The 19,024-nt window shown below is 38.4% G+C and carries 15 protein-coding genes; 4 read left to right on the top strand and 11 right to left on the bottom strand.

Features of this window, described 5'->3' with window-relative positions; translation table 11 throughout:
* Positions 1-6 precede the first annotated feature (6 nt).
* The 7 genes from yihA to IGI37_RS07220 all read right to left on the bottom strand — a co-directional run bounded on the left by yihA (position 7) and on the right by IGI37_RS07220 (position 6,925).
* Positions 7-594: a ribosome biogenesis GTP-binding protein YihA/YsxC gene (yihA, locus tag IGI37_RS07250; RefSeq protein ID WP_438760917.1), complete on the bottom strand. Its 588-nt coding sequence runs from the start codon at positions 592-594 to the stop codon at positions 7-9.
* A 150-nt stretch (positions 595-744) separates the two neighbouring features.
* The gene (gene clpX / locus IGI37_RS07245; RefSeq protein WP_438760915.1) at positions 745-1,989 is read right to left on the bottom strand and encodes an ATP-dependent Clp protease ATP-binding subunit ClpX; all 1,245 of its coding nucleotides are present in this window, start codon (positions 1,987-1,989) and stop codon (positions 745-747) included.
* Between the two features lie 244 nt (positions 1,990-2,233).
* Positions 2,234-3,517: a trigger factor gene (tig, locus tag IGI37_RS07240; RefSeq protein ID WP_438760913.1), complete on the bottom strand. Its 1,284-nt coding sequence runs from the start codon at positions 3,515-3,517 to the stop codon at positions 2,234-2,236.
* Between the two features lie 142 nt (positions 3,518-3,659).
* Positions 3,660-4,628, bottom strand: a complete 969-nt coding sequence (locus tag IGI37_RS07235) for a hypothetical protein (RefSeq protein WP_438760912.1) — start codon at positions 4,626-4,628, stop codon at positions 3,660-3,662.
* A gap of 176 nt (positions 4,629-4,804) precedes the next feature.
* Positions 4,805-5,494, bottom strand: a complete 690-nt coding sequence (locus IGI37_RS07230; protein WP_438763613.1) for an RDD family protein — start codon at positions 5,492-5,494, stop codon at positions 4,805-4,807.
* Between the two features lie 103 nt (positions 5,495-5,597).
* The gene (gene sppA / locus IGI37_RS07225; protein ID WP_438760910.1) at positions 5,598-6,623 is read right to left on the bottom strand and encodes a signal peptide peptidase SppA; all 1,026 of its coding nucleotides are present in this window, start codon (positions 6,621-6,623) and stop codon (positions 5,598-5,600) included.
* 11 nt (positions 6,624-6,634) lie between these two features.
* On the bottom strand, positions 6,635-6,925 hold the full coding sequence (locus tag IGI37_RS07220; RefSeq protein ID WP_438760909.1) for a hypothetical protein: 291 nt from the start codon (positions 6,923-6,925) through the stop codon (positions 6,635-6,637).
* A 192-nt stretch (positions 6,926-7,117) separates the two neighbouring features.
* On the opposite strand from IGI37_RS07220, the gene IGI37_RS07215 reads away from it, so the two are divergent.
* Positions 7,118-7,264 (top strand): hypothetical protein, encoded by a 147-nt coding sequence (locus IGI37_RS07215; RefSeq protein ID WP_438760907.1) that lies wholly within the window; start codon positions 7,118-7,120, stop codon positions 7,262-7,264.
* A gap of 85 nt (positions 7,265-7,349) precedes the next feature.
* Positions 7,350-9,158 carry a glutamine--fructose-6-phosphate transaminase (isomerizing) gene (gene glmS / locus IGI37_RS07210; protein ID WP_438760905.1) on the top strand — a complete coding sequence of 603 codons (1,809 nt, stop codon included), beginning with the start codon at positions 7,350-7,352 and terminating at the stop codon, positions 9,156-9,158.
* Positions 9,159-9,293: 135 nt separating this feature from the next.
* Here the strand turns inward: glmS and glmM are convergent, their stop codons facing one another.
* The 4 genes from glmM to nifJ form a co-directional block, all read right to left on the bottom strand.
* Positions 9,294-10,649 (bottom strand): phosphoglucosamine mutase, encoded by a 1,356-nt coding sequence (gene glmM / locus IGI37_RS07205; protein WP_438760903.1) that lies wholly within the window; start codon positions 10,647-10,649, stop codon positions 9,294-9,296.
* Positions 10,650-10,676: 27 nt separating this feature from the next.
* Positions 10,677-11,795 carry a CdaR family protein gene (locus tag IGI37_RS07200; RefSeq protein WP_438760901.1) on the bottom strand — a complete coding sequence of 373 codons (1,119 nt, stop codon included), beginning with the start codon at positions 11,793-11,795 and terminating at the stop codon, positions 10,677-10,679.
* Positions 11,795-12,676, bottom strand: coding sequence for a diadenylate cyclase CdaA (cdaA, locus tag IGI37_RS07195; protein ID WP_438760899.1), 882 nt, complete (start codon positions 12,674-12,676; stop codon positions 11,795-11,797). The genes IGI37_RS07200 and cdaA overlap by 1 nt, the downstream gene beginning before the upstream one ends.
* Before the next feature lie 191 nt (positions 12,677-12,867).
* Entirely contained in the window at positions 12,868-16,563 is a 3,696-nt protein-coding gene (nifJ, locus tag IGI37_RS07190; RefSeq protein WP_438760897.1) for a pyruvate:ferredoxin (flavodoxin) oxidoreductase, read from the bottom strand.
* A gap of 209 nt (positions 16,564-16,772) precedes the next feature.
* Here nifJ and IGI37_RS07185 point away from each other — a divergent pair, with 209 nt between their 5' ends.
* Together IGI37_RS07185 and IGI37_RS07180 are read left to right on the top strand one after the other, a co-directional pair.
* The gene (locus IGI37_RS07185; protein ID WP_438760895.1) at positions 16,773-17,288 is read left to right on the top strand and encodes a DsbA family protein; all 516 of its coding nucleotides are present in this window, start codon (positions 16,773-16,775) and stop codon (positions 17,286-17,288) included.
* A gap of 331 nt (positions 17,289-17,619) precedes the next feature.
* Positions 17,620-18,939: an IS1380 family transposase gene (locus tag IGI37_RS07180; RefSeq protein WP_438760893.1), complete on the top strand. Its 1,320-nt coding sequence runs from the start codon at positions 17,620-17,622 to the stop codon at positions 18,937-18,939.
* Positions 18,940-19,024: the final 85 nt, after the last annotated feature.

The raw sequence follows: 19,024 nt of genomic DNA, 5'->3' as shown, positions 1-19,024 counted from the left end.
TTTTGATTAGAAGGTCATGGCTTCTTCGATAGCAGCCCATGCTTCTTCTTTTCCTTGTTTGGTTACCGAAGAAAAAAGAATAAATTCATCGTTTCTATCAAAATCAAGGGCTTTTTTGATGACACTTTCATGTTTATTCCATTTGCCACGGGGAATTTTATCTGCTTTTGTAGCAACAACAATTGCCGGTATATCGTAGTATTTCAAAAATTGATACATTTGAATATCTTCTGTGCTTGGTGCATGGCGCAAATCAACAAGGGAAACAACCGCTTTTAGTTGAGGACGTGTGGTGATATATGTTTCAATCATTTTCCCCCACTTGGCTCTTTCTGTTTTGGAAACTTTGGCATAACCATAACCAGGTACATCAACAAAATGTAAGGCATTTTCAATCAAATAAAAATTTAACGTTTGTGTTTTTCCTGGCTTGCTCGAAGTTCGCGCTAAGTTTTTTCTATCGATTAAAGTATTAATAAACGATGACTTTCCAACATTTGAGCGACCAGCTAAAGCAATCTCAGGTAAATTTGTTTCAGGATACTGTTTAGGTGCAACTGCACTAATAATAATTTCTGCTTGATGGACTTTCATAAGTAGATCCGCTCCTTTCCCTAAAAATAGACTGTGACATTGAATGTCGCAGCCCTAAATTTAAACTGAACAAGTAAGAAGAAGAGTTGGCTGAACCGACTCTCATTCTTACACTATTTATTTCGTACAAATAAACTCCCTGACAAATAATTAACCGGCCTTTTGTTCTTTCTCATTGTAAAGAATTACTGGTTCGCCTTCACCTTCTGCGGCTTCTTTAGTGATAATCACTTTCTTAATCCGTTCATCAGAAGGAATCTCAAACATAATATTCATCATGATGTCTTCAATAATTGAGCGTAAACCACGAGCACCTGTATTTCGCTCAATCGCTTTATCAGCAATTGCTTTTAAGGCATCTGGTTGGAATTCAAGCTCTGTCTCATCTAAAGACAATAATTTTTTGTATTGCTTAACTAAAGCATTTTTTGGTTCGGTTAAAATACGAACAAGGTCTTCATTCGTTAATTTATCTAATGCAGCTGTTACAGGTAAACGTCCAATAAATTCAGGAATTAAGCCAAATTTTAGTAAATCTTCTGGAATGATATGTTTCATAATACTTTCATCCTCAGCAAGTTTCGTATTATTTGTTCCAAAACCAATTGTTTTTTCACCTAAACGGTTTTTAGCAATTGTTTCAATACCATCGAAAGCTCCGCCGACAATAAATAAGACATTTGTCGTATCAATTTGGATGAACTCTTGATGTGGATGTTTTCTTCCGCCTTGAGGAGGTACGCTAGCAACGGTTCCTTCAAGAATTTTTAGTAAGGCTTGTTGTACACCTTCACCTGAGACATCTCTAGTAATTGAAACATTTTCACTTTTACGAGCAATTTTATCAATCTCATCAATGTAGATGATGCCTTTTTCTGCACGTTCCACATTATAATCTGCTGATTGCAAAAGTTTCAATAAAATATTTTCAACATCTTCCCCTACATAACCTGCTTCAGTCAAGCTAGTCGCATCTGCAATAGCAAATGGTACGTTTAATGATTTAGCAAGTGTCTGCGCTAAAAATGTTTTCCCTGACCCTGTAGGCCCAATCAAACAAATATTACTCTTTTGTAGTTCAACATCTTCAGAAGCTTCTGATTCGTTGACTCGTTTGTAGTGGTTATAAACAGCAACAGCCAAAGTTTTTTTGGCACGTTCCTGACCAATGACATATTCATTTAATATTTCTAAAATTTCTTTTGGTTTGGGAACTTCCATGAATTCACGAACTGCTTCATCGTAAAATTCTTCATCAATAATCTCTTTGCATAAATCAATACATTCGTTACAAATATAGACACCTGGTCCCGCAACGATTTTTTTTACTTCTTCTTGTGTTTTTCCGCAAAAAGAACAGCGAACCGTTTCATTTCCATTTGTATTATCGTACATGGTTTTCACCCCTTGATTCTATCCGTTTCAGACTCTACGTACTCTTCTATAATAGGAAAGATATTTTTTCCAATCTTGGCTTAGTACAGCCTTTTTCTATAATATCATAGTTTGTGAGAAAGCAAAAGTGGTTACTACTAGAAGCTGCAACTAAATCATCTACCTTTAGTAACATTTGAGAATTTTATAAAAAAAGAGCCCTGAAAATGAGTTTCCTCACCTTCAAAGACCCTTTTACAGTCAATTATTTTTCAGTTGCAGTTGAAGTGATTGTTTCTACAGCTCTCTTCATTGCAATGTCATGTTTTAACATGTCTTCAGTTAGAACGTTTTTAATTTGGTCTACTGGCATATTGTAAGTTTCTGACAATTCTTTGATTTCAGCAGTGATTTCTTCTTCAGTTGCTTCAATCTTCTCAGCAGCAGCAATTGCTTCAATCACAAGGTTTGTTTTTGTGCGCATCTCTGCTTCGCCTTCAAATTGTTTGTGCAAGTCTTCTTCAGTTGTACCTGTTAATTGATAGTACATATCTGGTGCAATTCCTTGACGTTGCATGTTGTTTAAAAATTCATCCATCGAGCGGTGAACTTCATCGTGAACCATTACGTGTGGTAATTCAACGATTTCAGCATTTTCAACCGCTTGGCGGATAGCTGCTTCGTCTTTTGCTTCTTCAGCTGCTTTTTCTTTTGATTCTGTTAATTCTTTACGATATTTTTCTTTTAATTCTGCTAAAGTTTCAACTTCTTCATCGATATCTTTTGCAAACTCATCATCTAACTCAGGTAATTCTTTGGCTTTTACTTCATGAACGGTTACTTTGAAGACCGCTTCTTTACCAGCTAATTCTTCTGATTGGTAATCTTCAGGGAAAGTAACTGTTACATCAAAGCTTTCGCCTGCTTTATGACCAACAACTTGTTCTTCGAAGCCTGGAATAAATGAACCTGAACCAAGTTCTAATGAATAGTTTTCGCCTTTTCCACCTTCAAAAGCTTCATCGCCTAAGAATCCTTCAAAGTCGATAACGGCTGTATCGCCATCAACAGCAGCTTCATCTTCTTTAATAACTAATTCAGCTTGTGTCTCTTGTTCACGTTTGATACGTGCATCAACATCTTCATCAGTTACTTCACGATCTTGTTTTTCAACTGTTAAGTTTTTGTATTCCCCTAATTTTACTTCAGGTTTTACTGTTACTTCTGCAGTCACTGTCCAATCTTCGCCTTTATTCATGCTTTCAACGTCAATTTTTGGTTGAGAGACAGGTTCGATTTCTGCTTCCTTTACAGCAGCTTCATAAGCTTCTGGTAAAACAGCGTTCAATGCATCTTCATATAATGCTTCTTCGCCATACATACTATTGAACATTTGACGAGAAACTTTCCCTTTACGGAATCCAGGCACATTAAGATTTCCCTTTACTTTGTTAAATGCAGTAGTTAATCCTTTTTGGATTAGTGCTTGTTCGATTGTAAATGTTAATACACCATCATTGGTGCCTTTTTTTTCCCATTTTGCAGTCATTTGTTTCCCTCCGAATAAACTAAAAATTTATACATGATTTTATGTTATGCATACTTTTAAATAGTACACTAACCCTTGTAAATTGTAAACATTTAGCTCGTTAACAAATTATTTTTTTACTTATTTTTCATTCTTTTGCGAATTATTCTTGCAAATAGAGTTGTAGAATCAAATTTTGTAATTGATTTTTTAGCTGTTGAATCGGTTGCCAGTCTGCCTCAAGTTCGACAGGTGTGCCTGGAATGTCCTCTCCCTGTTCAGCCAGGTAGTTCAGCGCCCACAGATGCGGGTTAGAAACTTTCTCATCCGCAAAGGGAAATAACAACGCGAACTGTAGATGTACTTCATTCATAAGATTCAGTAAGAGAGAAGGATTATCATTAATCAGGCGCTTTTCTAGCTCAGCAGAAACCGATTGATAAGCTTGTGTCTTTTCAGGTAAAGTTAAACAATCTGGTTGCACTTGATAAATTTTCTCATCTAGCCATAAAAACTCAACCATCTTTTGGCTTTTGATATGAACTAGCTCTTCTAAAATCTTTGAACGTACCAACTGATGAAGCTGGTCATTAATTAACAAGTGTTGCGCGATTTCTTCAAAATTTTGTGTCGGAAGTGTTTCAATTTTTTTTATTGTCTGAATCTGGGCGAAATAGTCTAGCGTCGACAGTTCAATCAGTTCTTTCATAATTTCTTTGATTCTTCTAAATTCTAATTGTTGATAAGCCTGTTCTGTTTGCTTCACTTGTTCTAAATACTCGTTTAGCAAGGCTTCTTCTTCTACGCTTACAGAGCCCTTTTTCCCTTCGATTAGGCTTGTAGCTTCAATGAACAAGCGATTCTGGACCAATACTTGGATGTATAAGCCTAAATGTGAAACGGATTGATTATAGTCTTGGACCATTTCTTTGGCATAATCGAAAGCTTCCTTGACTTCACCTATCTCAAGTAATGTTGACACAAGAAGCATGTTGATAGAAAAATCTTGTTCGGTTTCATAAGCTGCTGAAAAATGTTCCGTGGCTTTAAGTAGTTCGCCATTTTCTATAGCGACCTTACCCAAGCGAACAAAACGTTCAAAATCTTTAGGAAATTCAATTGGTTGATTCATTTGCTCCCTCTTTCCTATTTATCTAGATTTAGTGTAACAAAGATAACAAGAGAAAAAAAGAGGATAGATTAAGTCTAGAGATCAAAATGGTGCTCTCCGTACCTAACTATCTTCTTTTTTCTGTCGTTTAGACAGCAGTCTATCTCATTCTTTTTTTTAAGATTAAACCAACGACTCTATGCTCGAAGCTTTTTATTAAAAGCGAGAACTGTGTTAATAGTCACTACACTGGTTGCAGAAAAATAATCGCCAACATGCTGTTTCTTTTTACTAAAGATGGTTGGTAAATACCCTAATAGAAGTGCTGGATATTTTAAAATAAAGCGACAAGCACCTTCTCGAACTAGCACTGTTTGCCAACTAAGGATATCTTCTTCAAAGCTCACTACACGAATGCCAAAAATCATTTTCCCAATCGTTTGACCATTTGTCATCTTGGTTAACAAAATAAAATAACCAAGATAAATTAATAAGCTCATCAAACTATACACACTAAGAAAACCTTTATCTTTTGACCATCCTGCCAAAGAAAAGATGGTGCCTAATGAAATGGAGTTGATGGCTTGGATACATAACAAATCAATCAGAAAAGCAAACCCACGAATCCAAAATCCCGCATAGAAGTATCCTGGAAAGTCATGTATTTGAGTTGTTCTTGGTTCTTCTGAGAAGGAGTGCCAAGCCTCCTGTTTTTGCTGAATTTCTTCTTTGGTATAGGCAGTTTTGTTCTTCTGTTCATTATAGGTACGAACGGATTCTTGGTTAGGACCAACCAGTGGCTCTTGCCGTTTTGCAGTCGTCTGCTTGTTCTCAAGCTCAGCCGAAGTTGATAATTGTTCAGAAGGATTTATGCTCTTCTGACTCATCTCAACCTGTTTTTGCTCATAGTCTGTCTTTATTTCTGTTGTTTTATCTGTAGTTAACTCGGGTTGTGCAGACGATGCGCTCTCGTTCTTTTCTTCAGTCATCTTATTCACCCCCATAATAATACATTGCTTTTGGCGCTTCAGAGGTGCCTATACTTTTTAATATAGACTGAATTTGACTACTTTCAGAGGGTTGAAGTCCTTGAAGCTGTGCTAATTTTGAGCCTAGCCACGTATCAGCAAAACCAGAACTTTCAGTACTATATTGTACGTATTGGGCATTTTCTAACCCATAATCTTTTCTCAAGGCTTGTAGTGCATCGTCTGGAAACCCAATCTCATCAACCAAACCGACGCTTAACGCTTGCTGTCCGTCATAAATACGACCATCAGCAATTCTTTTCACCTCATCTTTACTAATGTTTCGTCCTTCTGAAACAATCGTCACAAAACGGTCATAGGCACTATCGATATAGTCTTGAAGAACTTCCTTCTCTTCTTTTGTCTCTGGTCGAGTAGAGGAACCCATATCTTTTAACGCGCCACTCTTAACGGTTGAATCATCAATTCCCAACTTTTCTAGTAAACCAGAATAGTTTAGACTGGACATGATGACGCCAATTGAGCCGGTAACCGTCTCTTGTGTTGCATAGATTTTATTCGCATGAGCAGAAATGTAATATCCACCACTAGCTGCCATATTTTTCATACTGACATAAATGGGGATTTTTTGTTTTTGGAGATCCTGTAATGCTCGAGCTAACTCGGCGCTTTCATACACGCCACCTCCAGGAGTATTGACTTCTAGCAGCACGGCTTTTACATCAGAAGATTCCTTAATTAATTCAATCTGATTGAGTAAGTCTTCATGATTGTAGGTTTCTGTCGAAAATAGTCCGCCACCATTTCCGCTTGAAATTGTTCCCTCCACTTGAATTCTAGCAATTTTATCAGAGGAACTCCCACTCTCCAAAATAGTCTCTGATAGCTGATTAGAGCCATACAGTAGATCATTCAATCCTGATAATTCATCAGATACGGATTCTTTATTAGCAACCCCTGCAGTAATCCCTGAAAATATAAATAACGCAACAGCAATCCCTATAGCAACCCAACGTTTTCCATTCATTGTTTGTCCTCCTAGTATAGGTTACGCAAAACAATCACTGTTTCACTCTCACCTGTTGCTTTTGTTTTGTCCGCTTTTTCTTCTAGCGAATAGCCGGTGAATAGTTCTTTTGTTAATTCATCTTGTACTTGAAATTGTTTGGCTTTTTCAATACTAAGCGCATCCGGAGCAACTTCTTGCAAACTATCCCAGCCAGTATCCAAAAATAGTTTAGTTGCATCTGTTATCTCTGGATTTGCCTCTAATACGGCAATTGCTTCTTTCAATTCTTTAATCGTCATGACTCTAATTTCTGTTTCCATATTTTCGTCCTCCTCGTGGATAACTCCATTGTACCAAAAGTTTTCGACACGCTCAATTTTGCTCATTTTTTTTAGAAAACCAGCTAACACAATGAAAATTTTTGGTGATTTTTTCATCGCAAGTTTCAGTAAGAAATAAAAATACGTATATACCAATTAATTTTATTGTTGACACGGAAGATAATTAACGCTATGATGTTACTTGTTTCCGATAAAATTAAACGATTAGGAGATTTGTATACCAATTGGATAGCGCCAGGTCTGATTTTTTCAGATGACGAGGAAAGAGTTTATCGAACGATTCGGCGGATGACTCTAGGGACTGCACTCTACAGATAGTTTTAAAAACGAATGGTAACATTCTAACAAAGAAGCTATCACGCAGCGGAAACATATAATGAAAAGAAAGTAGGATAGAAACATTATGTGTGGAATTGTAGGAATTGTAGGAAAACCAAATGCGACAGAAATTATTATTAAAGGATTAGAGAAATTGGAATATCGTGGGTATGACTCTGCCGGGTTATTTGTTGCCAGCCCGACTTCCAATTCATTAGTAAAAGCGCAAGGTAGAATTAAAAATTTATCTGATAAAATAACGTCAGAAGTCAATGGGACAATCGGTATTGGGCATACTAGATGGGCCACTCACGGACAGCCAAGTGAAGAGAATGCGCATCCGCATACCTCTCAAAGCCAACGACTGGTTTTGGTTCACAATGGTGTTATAGAAAACTTTGAAGAACTTAAATCGACTTACCTAACGGAAGATAGTTTCATCGGCGAAACAGATACAGAAATTGCCGTGCATTTAGTTGAAGCGTTTATGAAGCAAGGAATGACGACGAAAGCTGCTTTCAAAAAAGCCCTTAGTGTCATTCGTGGTTCTTATGCTTTTGGTTTAATTGACAAGGAAGATCCTGATACAATTTATGTAGCCAAAAACAAAAGCCCGCTATTAGTTGGTCTTGGAGATGGGTTCAATGTGATTTGTAGTGATGCGATGGCAATGTTAGAACAAACCAATCGTTTTGTTGAGCTTGTTGACGGAGAAATGGTTGTCGTCACAGCGGAGGCAATTGCTATAGAAGATCAAGTAGGAAACCAAGTATTTCGTGAGTCATATGAAGCACAATTGGACTTAACTGATATTGAAAAAGGCACATACCCTTATTACATGTTAAAAGAGGTTGATGAACAGCCGGCCGTTATGAGACGAATCATTCAAAACTACACGACTGACGATGGGAGTATTCAATTAGAGGCAGATTTACTAAACGAAATGAAACAATGCAACAGAATCTACATCGTGGCCTGTGGAACTAGTAGCCATGCAGGTTGGGTTGGAAAAAAAATAATCGAAAGCTTAGCGAATATCCCTGTTGAGATTCACTTATCTAGTGAGTTTGGTTATAATATGCCCCTATTATCAGAAAAACCATTCTTTATTTTCTTAAGCCAAAGTGGTGAAACTGCAGATAGCCGACAAGTACTAGTTAAGATTAATGAGTTAAATTATCCATCACTAACTATTACCAACGTAGCTGGATCAACACTTTCGCGAGAAGCTTCTCATACACTACTCTTACACGCTGGGCCAGAAATTGCTGTAGCTTCAACAAAAGCTTATACTGCTCAAATCGCCGTTTTAGCCGTTTTAGCCAAAGCTTTAGGTCAACAAAAAGGACTCACACAAGCAGCTGAGTTTGACTTTGTTCACGAGCTAGGTTTGATTGCAGCTGGTATGGAGTCGTTGATTAATGAAAAAGAATTAATCAGTGAACTCGTTGCTGACTATCTAACAGGTACGAGAAATGCCTTTTATATCGGACGTGGCGTTGATTATTATGTTTCAATGGAAGCTGCGTTAAAACTAAAAGAAATTTCTTATATTCAAGCAGAAGGATTTGCCGCAGGAGAATTAAAACACGGTACGATTGCTTTAATTGAAGAAGGCACACCGGTTTTAGGATTAATTACAGATGCGGTTACAGGCGCCCACACACGTGGAAACTTAAAAGAAGTTGAAAGCCGTGGCGCAAAAACCCTTGTGATCGCCAGTGAAGCGTTAGCCAAACCAACTGACCAACTCGTTCTACCAAACGTACACCCGTTATTAAGTGCCCTACTAACAGTTGTCCCTACGCAATTAATTGCTTACTTTGCGACATTACAACGAGGTTACGATGTTGATAAACCGAGAAACCTTGCAAAATCAGTGACTGTTGAATAAAAACGAACTAAAAATCCCTCTCAAGAAACAGAGCTTCATTTCTTGGGAGGGATTTTTTTGTGTAAGACGCCCCTTTTTTACCAAAAAAATTAGCGAGTTGACTTGATCGCCACTCGCTAATTTTGAACCTATTCTTTATTCAGCGCCGATTTCTTGACGAACAACATCAGCGATTTTATCAACATAATAATCAACTTTTTCATGTGTTGGCGCTTCAGCCATGACACGTAAAAGAGGTTCTGTTCCTGAAGGGCGAACCAAGATTCGGCCTTCCCCATTCATTTCTTTTTCAGCAGCATCAACAACTGCTTTGATTGCTGGAACTTCCATCGCACCATTTTTATCAGTCACACGAATGTTAACTAATTTTTGAGGATAAATCGTCACTTCTCCAGCAAGCTCAGAAAGTTTTTTGCCTGTCTGTTTCATAATATTCAACAGTTGAATACCAGATAACATGCCATCTCCAGTCGTGTTGTAGTCTAAGAAGACCATGTGACCAGACTGTTCGCCACCAAAATTGTAATCATTTTTACGCATTTCTTCAACGACATATCGATCACCGACTTGAGTAATCACATCCTTCAAGCCAATTCCCTCCACTGCCTTATGGAACCCAAGATTACTCATAACAGTTGTCACAATCGTATCTTTTTTTAGACGATTTTTTTCAGCTAAGAATTTCGCACAGATAAACATAATTTTATCGCCATCAACGATATTTCCAAGCTCATCCACCGCAATAATTCGGTCGCCATCTCCATCAAAGGCTAATCCTGCATCTGCGCCTTTTTCAACAACCATTTCAGCCAATTTTTCAGGATGTGTTGAACCAACACCAGCATTAATGTTTAAGCCGTTTGGTTGTGTGCCCATCGTATAAAAATCAGTCTCTAAATCAGCAAACAGACGATTAACAGAAGTCGCCGTCGCCCCATTTGCGGCATCGATACAGACCGTGATACCAGATAAGTCACCGGCAATCGTTTGAACAAGAAATTGAGAATATTTTAGTAAGCCTTCTGGAAATTCCTCGACAGTTCCCAGCCCTTCAGCAGATGGTCGGGGTAACTCGTCAACCTCAGCATCAAGCAATGCTTCAATCTCTAGTTCTTGACTATCAACTAACTTGAAGCCGTCAGCACCAAAGAATTTGATACCATTATCTTCAGCAGGATTATGAGAGGCAGAAATCATTACACCAGCAGAGGCTTTTTGTAGACGTGTTAAGTAGGCAACACCTGGAGTTGAAATCACTCCTAGTTGAAAGACTTCAATCCCGACAGAAAGTAAACCTGCAATCAATGCTGTTTCTAACATTTGTCCAGAAATTCGTGTATCTCTTCCGACAAGAACGCGCGGACGCTTGTCTCCTGTTTCATGTTGACTTAATACATACCCACCACAACGTCCTAACTTAAACGCCATTTCAGGTGTTAATTCTTTGTTCGCGACTCCTCGAACACCATCAGTTCCAAAATATTTACCCATAATTAATTTTCTCTCCTTAAAATCAGCCTAATTAGTTTCATCAGTTTGCTCATTTTGAGCACTTGTTGCTTTTGTCGCACTCGTTTCTTTTTCCTTGGTTTCACTTGTCGTTTTTTCTTTGTTGGTAAAAGAGCTACTTGTCGATTCAGACGAACTCTTTTCGTTTGGTTCTACAGAACGTTGAGTATAACCAGCTTCATAAATTGGCACAATCGTTACTTCAACGGTTTGAGGTGCAATGGCTAGTCCTGAATCAATTGGCACATTGATGGCCTTTTTCACTTTTTTGGTTATGCCTGTCACATCAATAGGAACACCAACACTCGATAAACTATCCAATTTTTCTTGTGCCCCTGAAATAGTAGCTAACGTTTGATTCAATGTCAAGCTGTAGTATGCAATGCCTTCTTCTTGATTACCTGTTTGTTGAGGATATAAAGTCACCACTTTATGCGGTGCTACAACTTCAACATCTACCGTGACTTTATCAGGAGTTGACAGAATACTCAATGGCTCGCCTGCTTTATTTAAGGCTTGAATAGCGACCTTCTCACTAAAATCAGCTTTTGCTACTTTTGTCGGATCAACGGTTGCTACCACACGACTAATCTCATTTAACGTTTGTTCTCCTGTAGTAATTTGGACCTCTTTAGGAGAAACAGCTACGTCACCTAAAGTGAAGCCATCACCCGTGTTCGAAGAAGAGACAACCGGTTCAACATCAAAAGTTTTCGTGACTTTTTTCTCAATAGTCACAGTTACCGTTCCTGGATCAATGCTAGCTGAAACAGCGCTACTTAAATTTTGCATCCGTAAACGAACTTCATGAGTTCCTGGTTTTAACTTAGACAAGTCTGCAACTACACTAAAATTTCGTGTATCTTCATTCAGTTCAGCATTCAATTGAACTTTGTTCGCACTACTTAACTTGACAGTTACATTCTTTTCAAAGCCATGAATATAGTATTTTTCTGAATCATAGATCGGTTTGATAACGACATTTGTTGCTGTTTCACTATAGTCTTCGCTTCCTACTGCTGAAGTTGTGTTCATGCTTTTTCCATTTGCATTCAAAAACAATAAAAGGCTAAACAATAAGGCTAACACAGCGTACAAAATGTTGCTTCGTTTGTTTTTTGTATCCATCATTTGCCCCCCTTAGTCATACCATCAAGGAAAGACTGCAACAGGTTCTTCTTCTCTTTTTCCTCTTCTACTGGGGCCAGTTCTCTTTTTAAAATAGTTAAATACTCTTCTTGAGATAAAGCCGGAATTAGTTCGTTATTTAGCGTGATACTGACATCTCCCGTTTCTTCTGAGACAATAATGGTTAGTGCGTCACTAACTTCACTAATCCCTACAGCTGCACGATGTCTTGTCCCATACTCTTTAGGAATTAGCATACTTTCAGAAAGAGGCAGGTACGCACAAGCGACAGCAATCTTCCCTTCTTTTACAATTACTGCACCGTCATGTAACGGCGTGTTAGGAATAAAAATGTTAATCAATAACTCTCCTGTAATATCTGCATCCAACTCAATTCCTGTTTCAATATATTCATCTAGTCCAGTAGTTCGCTGAATGGTGATAAGTGCCCCAATTTTTCGTTTGGACATATACTGAATAGCTTTGTCAAAGGCCAAAATTATTTTCTCGCCTTCACGTTGCCCGCTTTTTGAAGATTTGAACAACGAGCTCCTTCCTAAATGTTCAAGTCCGCGGCGCACTTCGGGTTGGAATATGACAATGGTCGCGATAACGCCATAGGTAATCACCTGGCTCATTAACCAAGAAACTGTGTGTAAGCCAATAATGTCAGCTAGAATCTGAATCAATATAAAAATGGCGACCCCTTTTAATAATTGAACAGCCTTTGTTCCTCTAACTAGTTGCATCAACTTATAGACTAAATACCAGACCACTATAATGTCTAATATATTAATAAAAAAATTTGCGGAAAATAAGCTTCCTGTGAAAATCTGTTTCCAATACTCGGGATTGAGTAGTTCTCCTAATTGAAATGACATAGACAACCTCTTCTCTATTTGAGATTTCCTAAATAGTATATCATAGCTTTGATTCCCTTGGCAGTAGATAGACCAAATTTTTAATTTAATTTAGGAAAACTTTCTGTAAAGGATAGAAATTCTTTAAAAATCAAAAAACATGGAAGAAACTGTGAATAATTTCTTCCATGTCAATGGTAGACCAACTTGGTTTATTCCGTTCGTTTTGCTGCCCTCTCAGCTCGTCGTTGTGCCCGTCTTGCTTCTGCTTCTGGATCAACCACGCGTTCTTTTCTAACTCGCCCATTTTTTTCAGGCGTTTCAGCTGAGCCAGATGAAGTTGCTGTTGCCTTACCTTCTAGTTTTTCACGAATTTTATCTTCTTGACCTGCCAAACGAGCATAATTGTAGAAACGTGTTTTGGCATCATTAACCGTCTTCTCAAATAATTGTCCCGCATGCTCCGATTGAGTCGCTTCTAATGAAGAAAAGCGAACCTGTTGTCTCATGAACTCAGGCATTAGAGAAAAATCAGGTTTCTTGAAGTCTAAAGTCATTGGGCTCTTTCCTTGTTCTCTTAACTCAGGATTAAAACGGTAAAGCGACCAATAGCCACATTCGACTGCCTCTTTGGCTTCTTTTAACGTTTGGCTCATCCCACCTAAAAGGCCATGTGTAATACAAGGAGTATAGGCAATTACAATTGAAGGCCCAGGGAATTTTTCAGCTTCATCTAAGGCTTTAATTGTTTGCATTTGATTCGCTCCTGAAGCAATTTGCGCAACATAAACATTTCCATACGTCATCGCCATCATGCCCAAGTCTTTTTTCGAAGCATATTTACCACTGGCAGAAAACTTAGCAATTGCCGATGCTGGCGTTGCTTTAGACACTTGCCCACCTGTATTCGAGTACACTTCGTTATCTAACACAAGTAAGTTAACATCTGCACCACTAGCCAATACGTGATCAATCCCACCATAACCAATATCATAGGCCCAACCATCGCCGCCAATCATCCATTGACTTGGTTTGACAAACAAGTCACGATCACTGTAGATTTCCTCTAAGGTTGTATTCGAACCTTTTTCTTCTGCCAAAGCAGCAGTCAGTTTAGCTGCTCGTTGTTGTGTTCCTTCACTGCTATTCATATGAGCCAACCAGTCGATAAATAAGTTTATCAAGCTGTCTGAACACTTAGTTTGAGCTTTCATTACTTTCATCATTTTACTAGCCAAATGTTCTCGACGAGTCTGTGTAGCTAAGAACATCCCGTACCCATATTCAGCATTATCTTCAAGCAATGAGTTAGACCAAGCTGGTCCTTGTCCTTGAGCATTGGTTGTATAAGGAGATGCGGGTGCTGCACCACCCCATATAGAAGAACAGCCTGTTGCATTGGCAATCATCATTCTGTCTCCATACATTTGAGTCAACAATTTCACGTAAGGTGTTTCCCCACAGCCCGCACAAGCACCAGAAAATTCTAATAGTGGTTTGTTAAATTGGGTGCCTAAAACCGTATTTTTTTTGATTGGATTTTCTTTCTGACGAAGGGTCATAGCAAAGGCCCAATTGATGGCTTGCTCTTTAGATTCTTCGTACGGTTTCATTACAAGTGCTTTTCCTTTTGCTGGACAAGCTTCCACACAAAGACCACAGCCCGTACAATCTTCCACAGAAACTTGAATTCTGTATTTTAAGCCATCTGCGCCACGCATTTCGCGAACGATAAAACCAACAGGCGCTTCCTCTACTTCTTCATCATCTGCTAAAAATGGACGAATTGCAGCATGCGGACAAACAAAGGCACACTCATTACACATCGTACAACGATCGCTTATCCATTCTGGAACTTCTAATGCTACGCCTCGTTTTTCAACGGCAGAAGTTCCTAAAGGCATTCGACCATCTGTCATCCCATTAGCAACTAGGGTTCCGACTGAAAGGGTATCACCTTCTTGTGCGTTAACAGGCTCTAAAATTTCCGTAATGTAGGCTGATTTCTTTTCAATCGCTTTTTTTGGTTCAAGAGAGACTGTTAACCATTCCTTAGGCACTGTCACCTTATGCAACAACTCAACCGTTCGTTCAATAGCTTGAATGTTTTTTTCAACAATCGCCATTGATTTTTTTCGATAACTTTTCAGCGCTTCATCTTTTAATATTGGTAAGACTTCCTCAAACGGAATAATATTGGCTAATTTGAAAAAGGCTGTTTCCATCGCAGTGTTTATTCGCCCACCCAAACCAACTTCTTGCGCCAGTTTCACCGCATTGATTGTATAAAATTGAATCTCATTTTCGGCGATGTAGCGTTTTAGCTTATTAGGTAAGTGGCGATTTAGTTGTTCCTCATCCCACACTGTATTTAAAAGGAACGTGCCGCCTTTTTTCAACCCTTTAACTAAATCGTAATTATGAATATAGGCCGGTGTATGACAAGCAACAAAATCTGCATGTTCAATTAGATAGGTTGAACGGATAGGGGTCTCCCCGAAACGTAAGTGAGAAACGGTCAAGCCACCTGATTTTTTGGAGTCATAATAGAAATAACCTTGCGCATATTTTTGCGTATGATCCCCAATAATCTTGATGGCAGATTTATTCGCCCCAACTGTTCCATCTGAACCAAACCCCCAGAATTTCGCTTGATAGGTTTGTTTATTTGTTAAATCTAATGAAGGTCCTAAGTCTAGAGACATGTGGGTCACATCATCTTCAATTCCTATCGTAAATCGACGCTTCATTTCCTTTTTATTTTTTTGTAATTCATCATAGACTGCAACGATTTGATTTGGAACAACATCTTTTGAACCTAATCCGTAACGTCCACCAATAACGACTGGATGTAAATCAGTATCATAAATCGCACTTTGAACATCCAATAATAAAGGTTCGCCACCTGCTCCAGGTTCCTTACTTCTATCTAAGACGGCAATACTCTTCACTGTTTTTGGCAATTTTTCTAAAAATGTTTCAATTGGGAAAGGACGGTATAAATGGATATTTAAAAAGCCGACTTTACGTCCTTGAGCCGTTAAGTAATCAATGGTTTGTTCGATTGTTGGTGCTACAGAACCCATAGAGACAATAATTTCTTCTGCGTCCTCTGGGCCATAATAGGTCACGACATCGTAATTCGTTCCACGTAACTCATTGATTTTTCTCATATATTTCTGAACAATCGTAGGTAAAATCTCGTAATACGAATTAATCGTTTCTCGTTGTTGGAAATGTATGTCTGGGTTCTGATTTGTCCCACTTACAGACGGATGATTTGGATTCATACTCTTTTCACGAAAGGCTATCAGTTTTTCTTGGTCAATCATCGGAGCCAATTCATCATATTCTAACACTTCAATTTTTTGAATCTCATGACTCGTTCGAAAGCCATCAAAAAAGTTTAAGAAAGGAATCCCTGATTCAATCGCCGCTAAATGGGCAACTGGAGCCAAATCCATGACTTCTTGTACACTACTTTCTTGAAGCATTGCAAAACCCGTTTGACGCGCTGCCATCACATCGCCATGGTCGCCAAAGATATTTAGGGCATTCGTTGTAACTGCCCGACTAGCTACATGGAAAACACCCGGAAGCAGTTCACCTGCGATTTTGTACATATTGGGAATCATTAATAACAAACCTTGTGAAGCGGTGTACGTAGTTGTTAGTGCCCCTGTTTTTAATGAGCCATGAACCACTCCAGCAGCCCCAGCTTCTGATTGCATCTCAACAATTTTGACTGGTTGACCAAAAACATTCTTTTTCCCTTCAGCAGACCATTGATCAACTAACTCGGCCATAGTAGAGCTTGGAGTAATTGGATAAATCGCAGCTAATTCAGTAAAGGCATAGGAAATATAAGCTGCAGCAGTATTTCCGTCCATCGTTTTCATTTTACGCATCTCTATCATCATCCTCTTATTTGATTTGAGTCAAATCTATCCACTTTATTATAACTGATATTTCATTATTTGAAAGAGATTATAGGAGAGTTTTTTCACATACTTTAAAATAAACTTAGAAAATCCCTCTAATTTTTGTGAACTTGAAGCTAAAAAAATTTCTTTTTTCCAAAAAGTTCGCTACACTGTTACTAAAGGAGGAATTTTTAATGGATATATCTGTTATTAATGCCAACCGAACCAACTCGTTAGTCGGTTTGAAACTGGGTTCGGAGGAAGCACCGAAAAAAATGATTGAGTTTCTAAATGTTCGCTGTCCTTATTGTCGTCAATGGTTTGAAGAATCGTATGACATTCTTTTTGAAGCTGTTTCTGAAGGACAAGTCCAACGAATCATCAAGCTTTTGGACAAAGAAAAGGAAAGCTTGCAACGCGGTAATGTCATGCAACACTACATCACACAAACAGATGGTGTCAAAGCCTTGCAGGAATTAAAAAAAATATTTGAGACGCAAGATGACTGGGGGCACCTCAGCCTAGAAAAAGTGGCCACATTCGCAAAAGAAACACTTCATCTAACTGAGCAGTTCAATCAAGAAGTTACTCAGTCTATAATAGAAGAAGCTGAAACAGCAAATATCAAATTTGTACCTACAATCATTGTGGATGATCATATCTTTGATGAATCAATTTCTTTAGACGAGTTAAAAGAACGAATCAGCTAGAAATTTTCAGCTCGTTTCTCATGCCCATGTTTTTAGTCTTTATTTGTGCAAAAAGCAAAAACTCAGCGAACCCACTGGAAACAAGAGGTCTGACCTCCGTTTCTGTACAGGATTCGCTGAGTTTTTTTATTCCTATGTCTTTTTTCGCTATTTTAGCTGCTACTCTTATCTAACCTGAATTATTCATAAAATCATTAGAAAGTTTCAAGACTCTAAGAACCTCAAAGGGTTTGAGATTTCTTTCATTTCACCCAATAGGTGCACAAAAAGAGCACACTTTATGTTATTGTAAAGTTGACAAAAACCAACAAAAACAAGGAGTGTGCTCTTCATGTCTACATTACAACAACAATCCCTTTTATTCAATCCCAAACTGGAAATTTCTAACGATGGTGGTCGGCTTTCCTCAGATGGCGGCATTTTACTTGTGAAAGAATTTATGAAAAAAATCCAATTTGACCATTTTTTACAAGAAACAGTCGCTTTTCAAGACAATAGGAAATATTGTACCCATCAGCTAAAGAACCAATTTACGCAATTGGTCCTTCAACTGATTGCCGGATATCAGAAAGATGAAGCGGCTAACACATTAAAAGAGGATCCTGTTTTTCAACTTGCACTGGATAAGCTTTGTGCCTCTCAGCCAACGTTATCTCGTTTTATCAATGGGGTCAGTCAAGAAGAACTGCCTGGCGTACACCATTTAGCACAAACTCTCGGTGCGTTTTTAATCGAGCAAACGAATCAAAGACAACTGATTTTGGACATCGATTCTACGCACTGTGATACTTATGGAAAACAAGAAGAATCAACTTACAATGGCCATTATAAAACCACTGGCTATCATCCTCTATTAGCTTTTGACCTCATTTCTGGCGCATTATTAGGTGCTGAATTGCGTGCAGGGTGCGACTATACTTCAAAAGGTGCCGAAGATTTTCTAGCGCCTATCCTTCAGCGTTATCAGGAAAAGGAGTTAGAACTGATTGTTCGAGGAGACAGTGGATTTGCCAAACCTGAAGTCTATCAAGTTTGTGAAACACACCATGCCAAATTCATCATTCGACTAAAAGCCAATCGAAAACTGCAAAAAATCGCTGAACAACTTGTCTTATACAGTGATGAGACTGATTTCACCAAAGAAGAAGTCCAGTGGTTGACGTTAGAGAACTATTGCCCGAATACTTGGGTACATCCCTATCGCGTGGTGATCAAATCGACTCGAAACGCTGGAGAATTTCTGTTTTCTCATGCATTTCTCGTAACCAATCTAATAGAGTTATCTCCAAAACAAATTTTCCCCATGTATCAAAACCGTGGTGCCATGGAAAATTTAATCAAAGAAATCAAAAACGGTTTTTTCTTCGATAAAACGGACAGTACATCGTTTACAGCGAATGCATTTCGGATGCTTTTAAGCAGTGTTGCTTACAATTTAATGCAGTGTATGAAACAACTGGTCTTTCCTGAAACTCAAAAGAAGCTTAGCATCTGTACGATTCGTTTCCGTCTATTTCATATCGCAGCTCGTGTGGTCTCTCATGCAAGGCGAACGTTTATTCAACTTTCTAGCACGAATGTATTTGATGTGTTTTATTGGCAGGTTCTTGAAAAAATACAAGGCTTACAGCTTTATCCTACAAAAAACTGACATAGACCTTAAAAAAATTTTTTAGTGCTACCAAGGGGCTAGTGTGCCCTTTTTTAAGTGAAACCCAAGAAATGAAGGCAGAATT

Origin of the sequence: Enterococcus sp. AZ194 (genome assembly GCF_051713825.1) — a bacterium.
GTDB lineage: Bacteria > Bacillota > Bacilli > Lactobacillales > Enterococcaceae > Enterococcus_K.
This window is presented reverse-complemented; position numbering and strand designations above follow the sequence as displayed.

What these genes read in the sequence shown, in the direction of transcription:
- yihA (WP_438760917.1), bottom strand. Translation starts at nt 594, where the DNA reads ATGAAAGTCCATCAAGCAGAAATTATTATTAGTGCAGTTGCACCTAAA.
- clpX (WP_438760915.1), bottom strand. Translation starts at nt 1,989, where the DNA reads ATGTACGATAATACAAATGGAAATGAAACGGTTCGCTGTTCTTTTTGC.
- tig (WP_438760913.1), bottom strand. Translation starts at nt 3,517, where the DNA reads ATGACTGCAAAATGGGAAAAAAAAGGCACCAATGATGGTGTATTAACA.
- IGI37_RS07235 (WP_438760912.1), bottom strand. Translation starts at nt 4,628, where the DNA reads ATGAATCAACCAATTGAATTTCCTAAAGATTTTGAACGTTTTGTTCGC.
- IGI37_RS07230 (WP_438763613.1), bottom strand. Translation starts at nt 5,494, where the DNA reads ATGAGTCAGAAGAGCATAAATCCTTCTGAACAATTATCAACTTCGGCT.
- sppA (WP_438760910.1), bottom strand. Translation starts at nt 6,623, where the DNA reads ATGAATGGAAAACGTTGGGTTGCTATAGGGATTGCTGTTGCGTTATTT.
- IGI37_RS07220 (WP_438760909.1), bottom strand. Translation starts at nt 6,925, where the DNA reads ATGGAAACAGAAATTAGAGTCATGACGATTAAAGAATTGAAAGAAGCA.
- IGI37_RS07215 (WP_438760907.1), top strand. Translation starts at nt 7,118, where the DNA reads ATGATGTTACTTGTTTCCGATAAAATTAAACGATTAGGAGATTTGTAT.
- glmS (WP_438760905.1), top strand. Translation starts at nt 7,350, where the DNA reads ATGTGTGGAATTGTAGGAATTGTAGGAAAACCAAATGCGACAGAAATT.
- glmM (WP_438760903.1), bottom strand. Translation starts at nt 10,649, where the DNA reads ATGGGTAAATATTTTGGAACTGATGGTGTTCGAGGAGTCGCGAACAAA.
- IGI37_RS07200 (WP_438760901.1), bottom strand. Translation starts at nt 11,795, where the DNA reads ATGGATACAAAAAACAAACGAAGCAACATTTTGTACGCTGTGTTAGCC.
- cdaA (WP_438760899.1), bottom strand. Translation starts at nt 12,676, where the DNA reads ATGTCATTTCAATTAGGAGAACTACTCAATCCCGAGTATTGGAAACAG.
- nifJ (WP_438760897.1), bottom strand. Translation starts at nt 16,563, where the DNA reads ATGCGTAAAATGAAAACGATGGACGGAAATACTGCTGCAGCTTATATT.
- IGI37_RS07185 (WP_438760895.1), top strand. Translation starts at nt 16,773, where the DNA reads ATGGATATATCTGTTATTAATGCCAACCGAACCAACTCGTTAGTCGGT.
- IGI37_RS07180 (WP_438760893.1), top strand. Translation starts at nt 17,620, where the DNA reads ATGTCTACATTACAACAACAATCCCTTTTATTCAATCCCAAACTGGAA.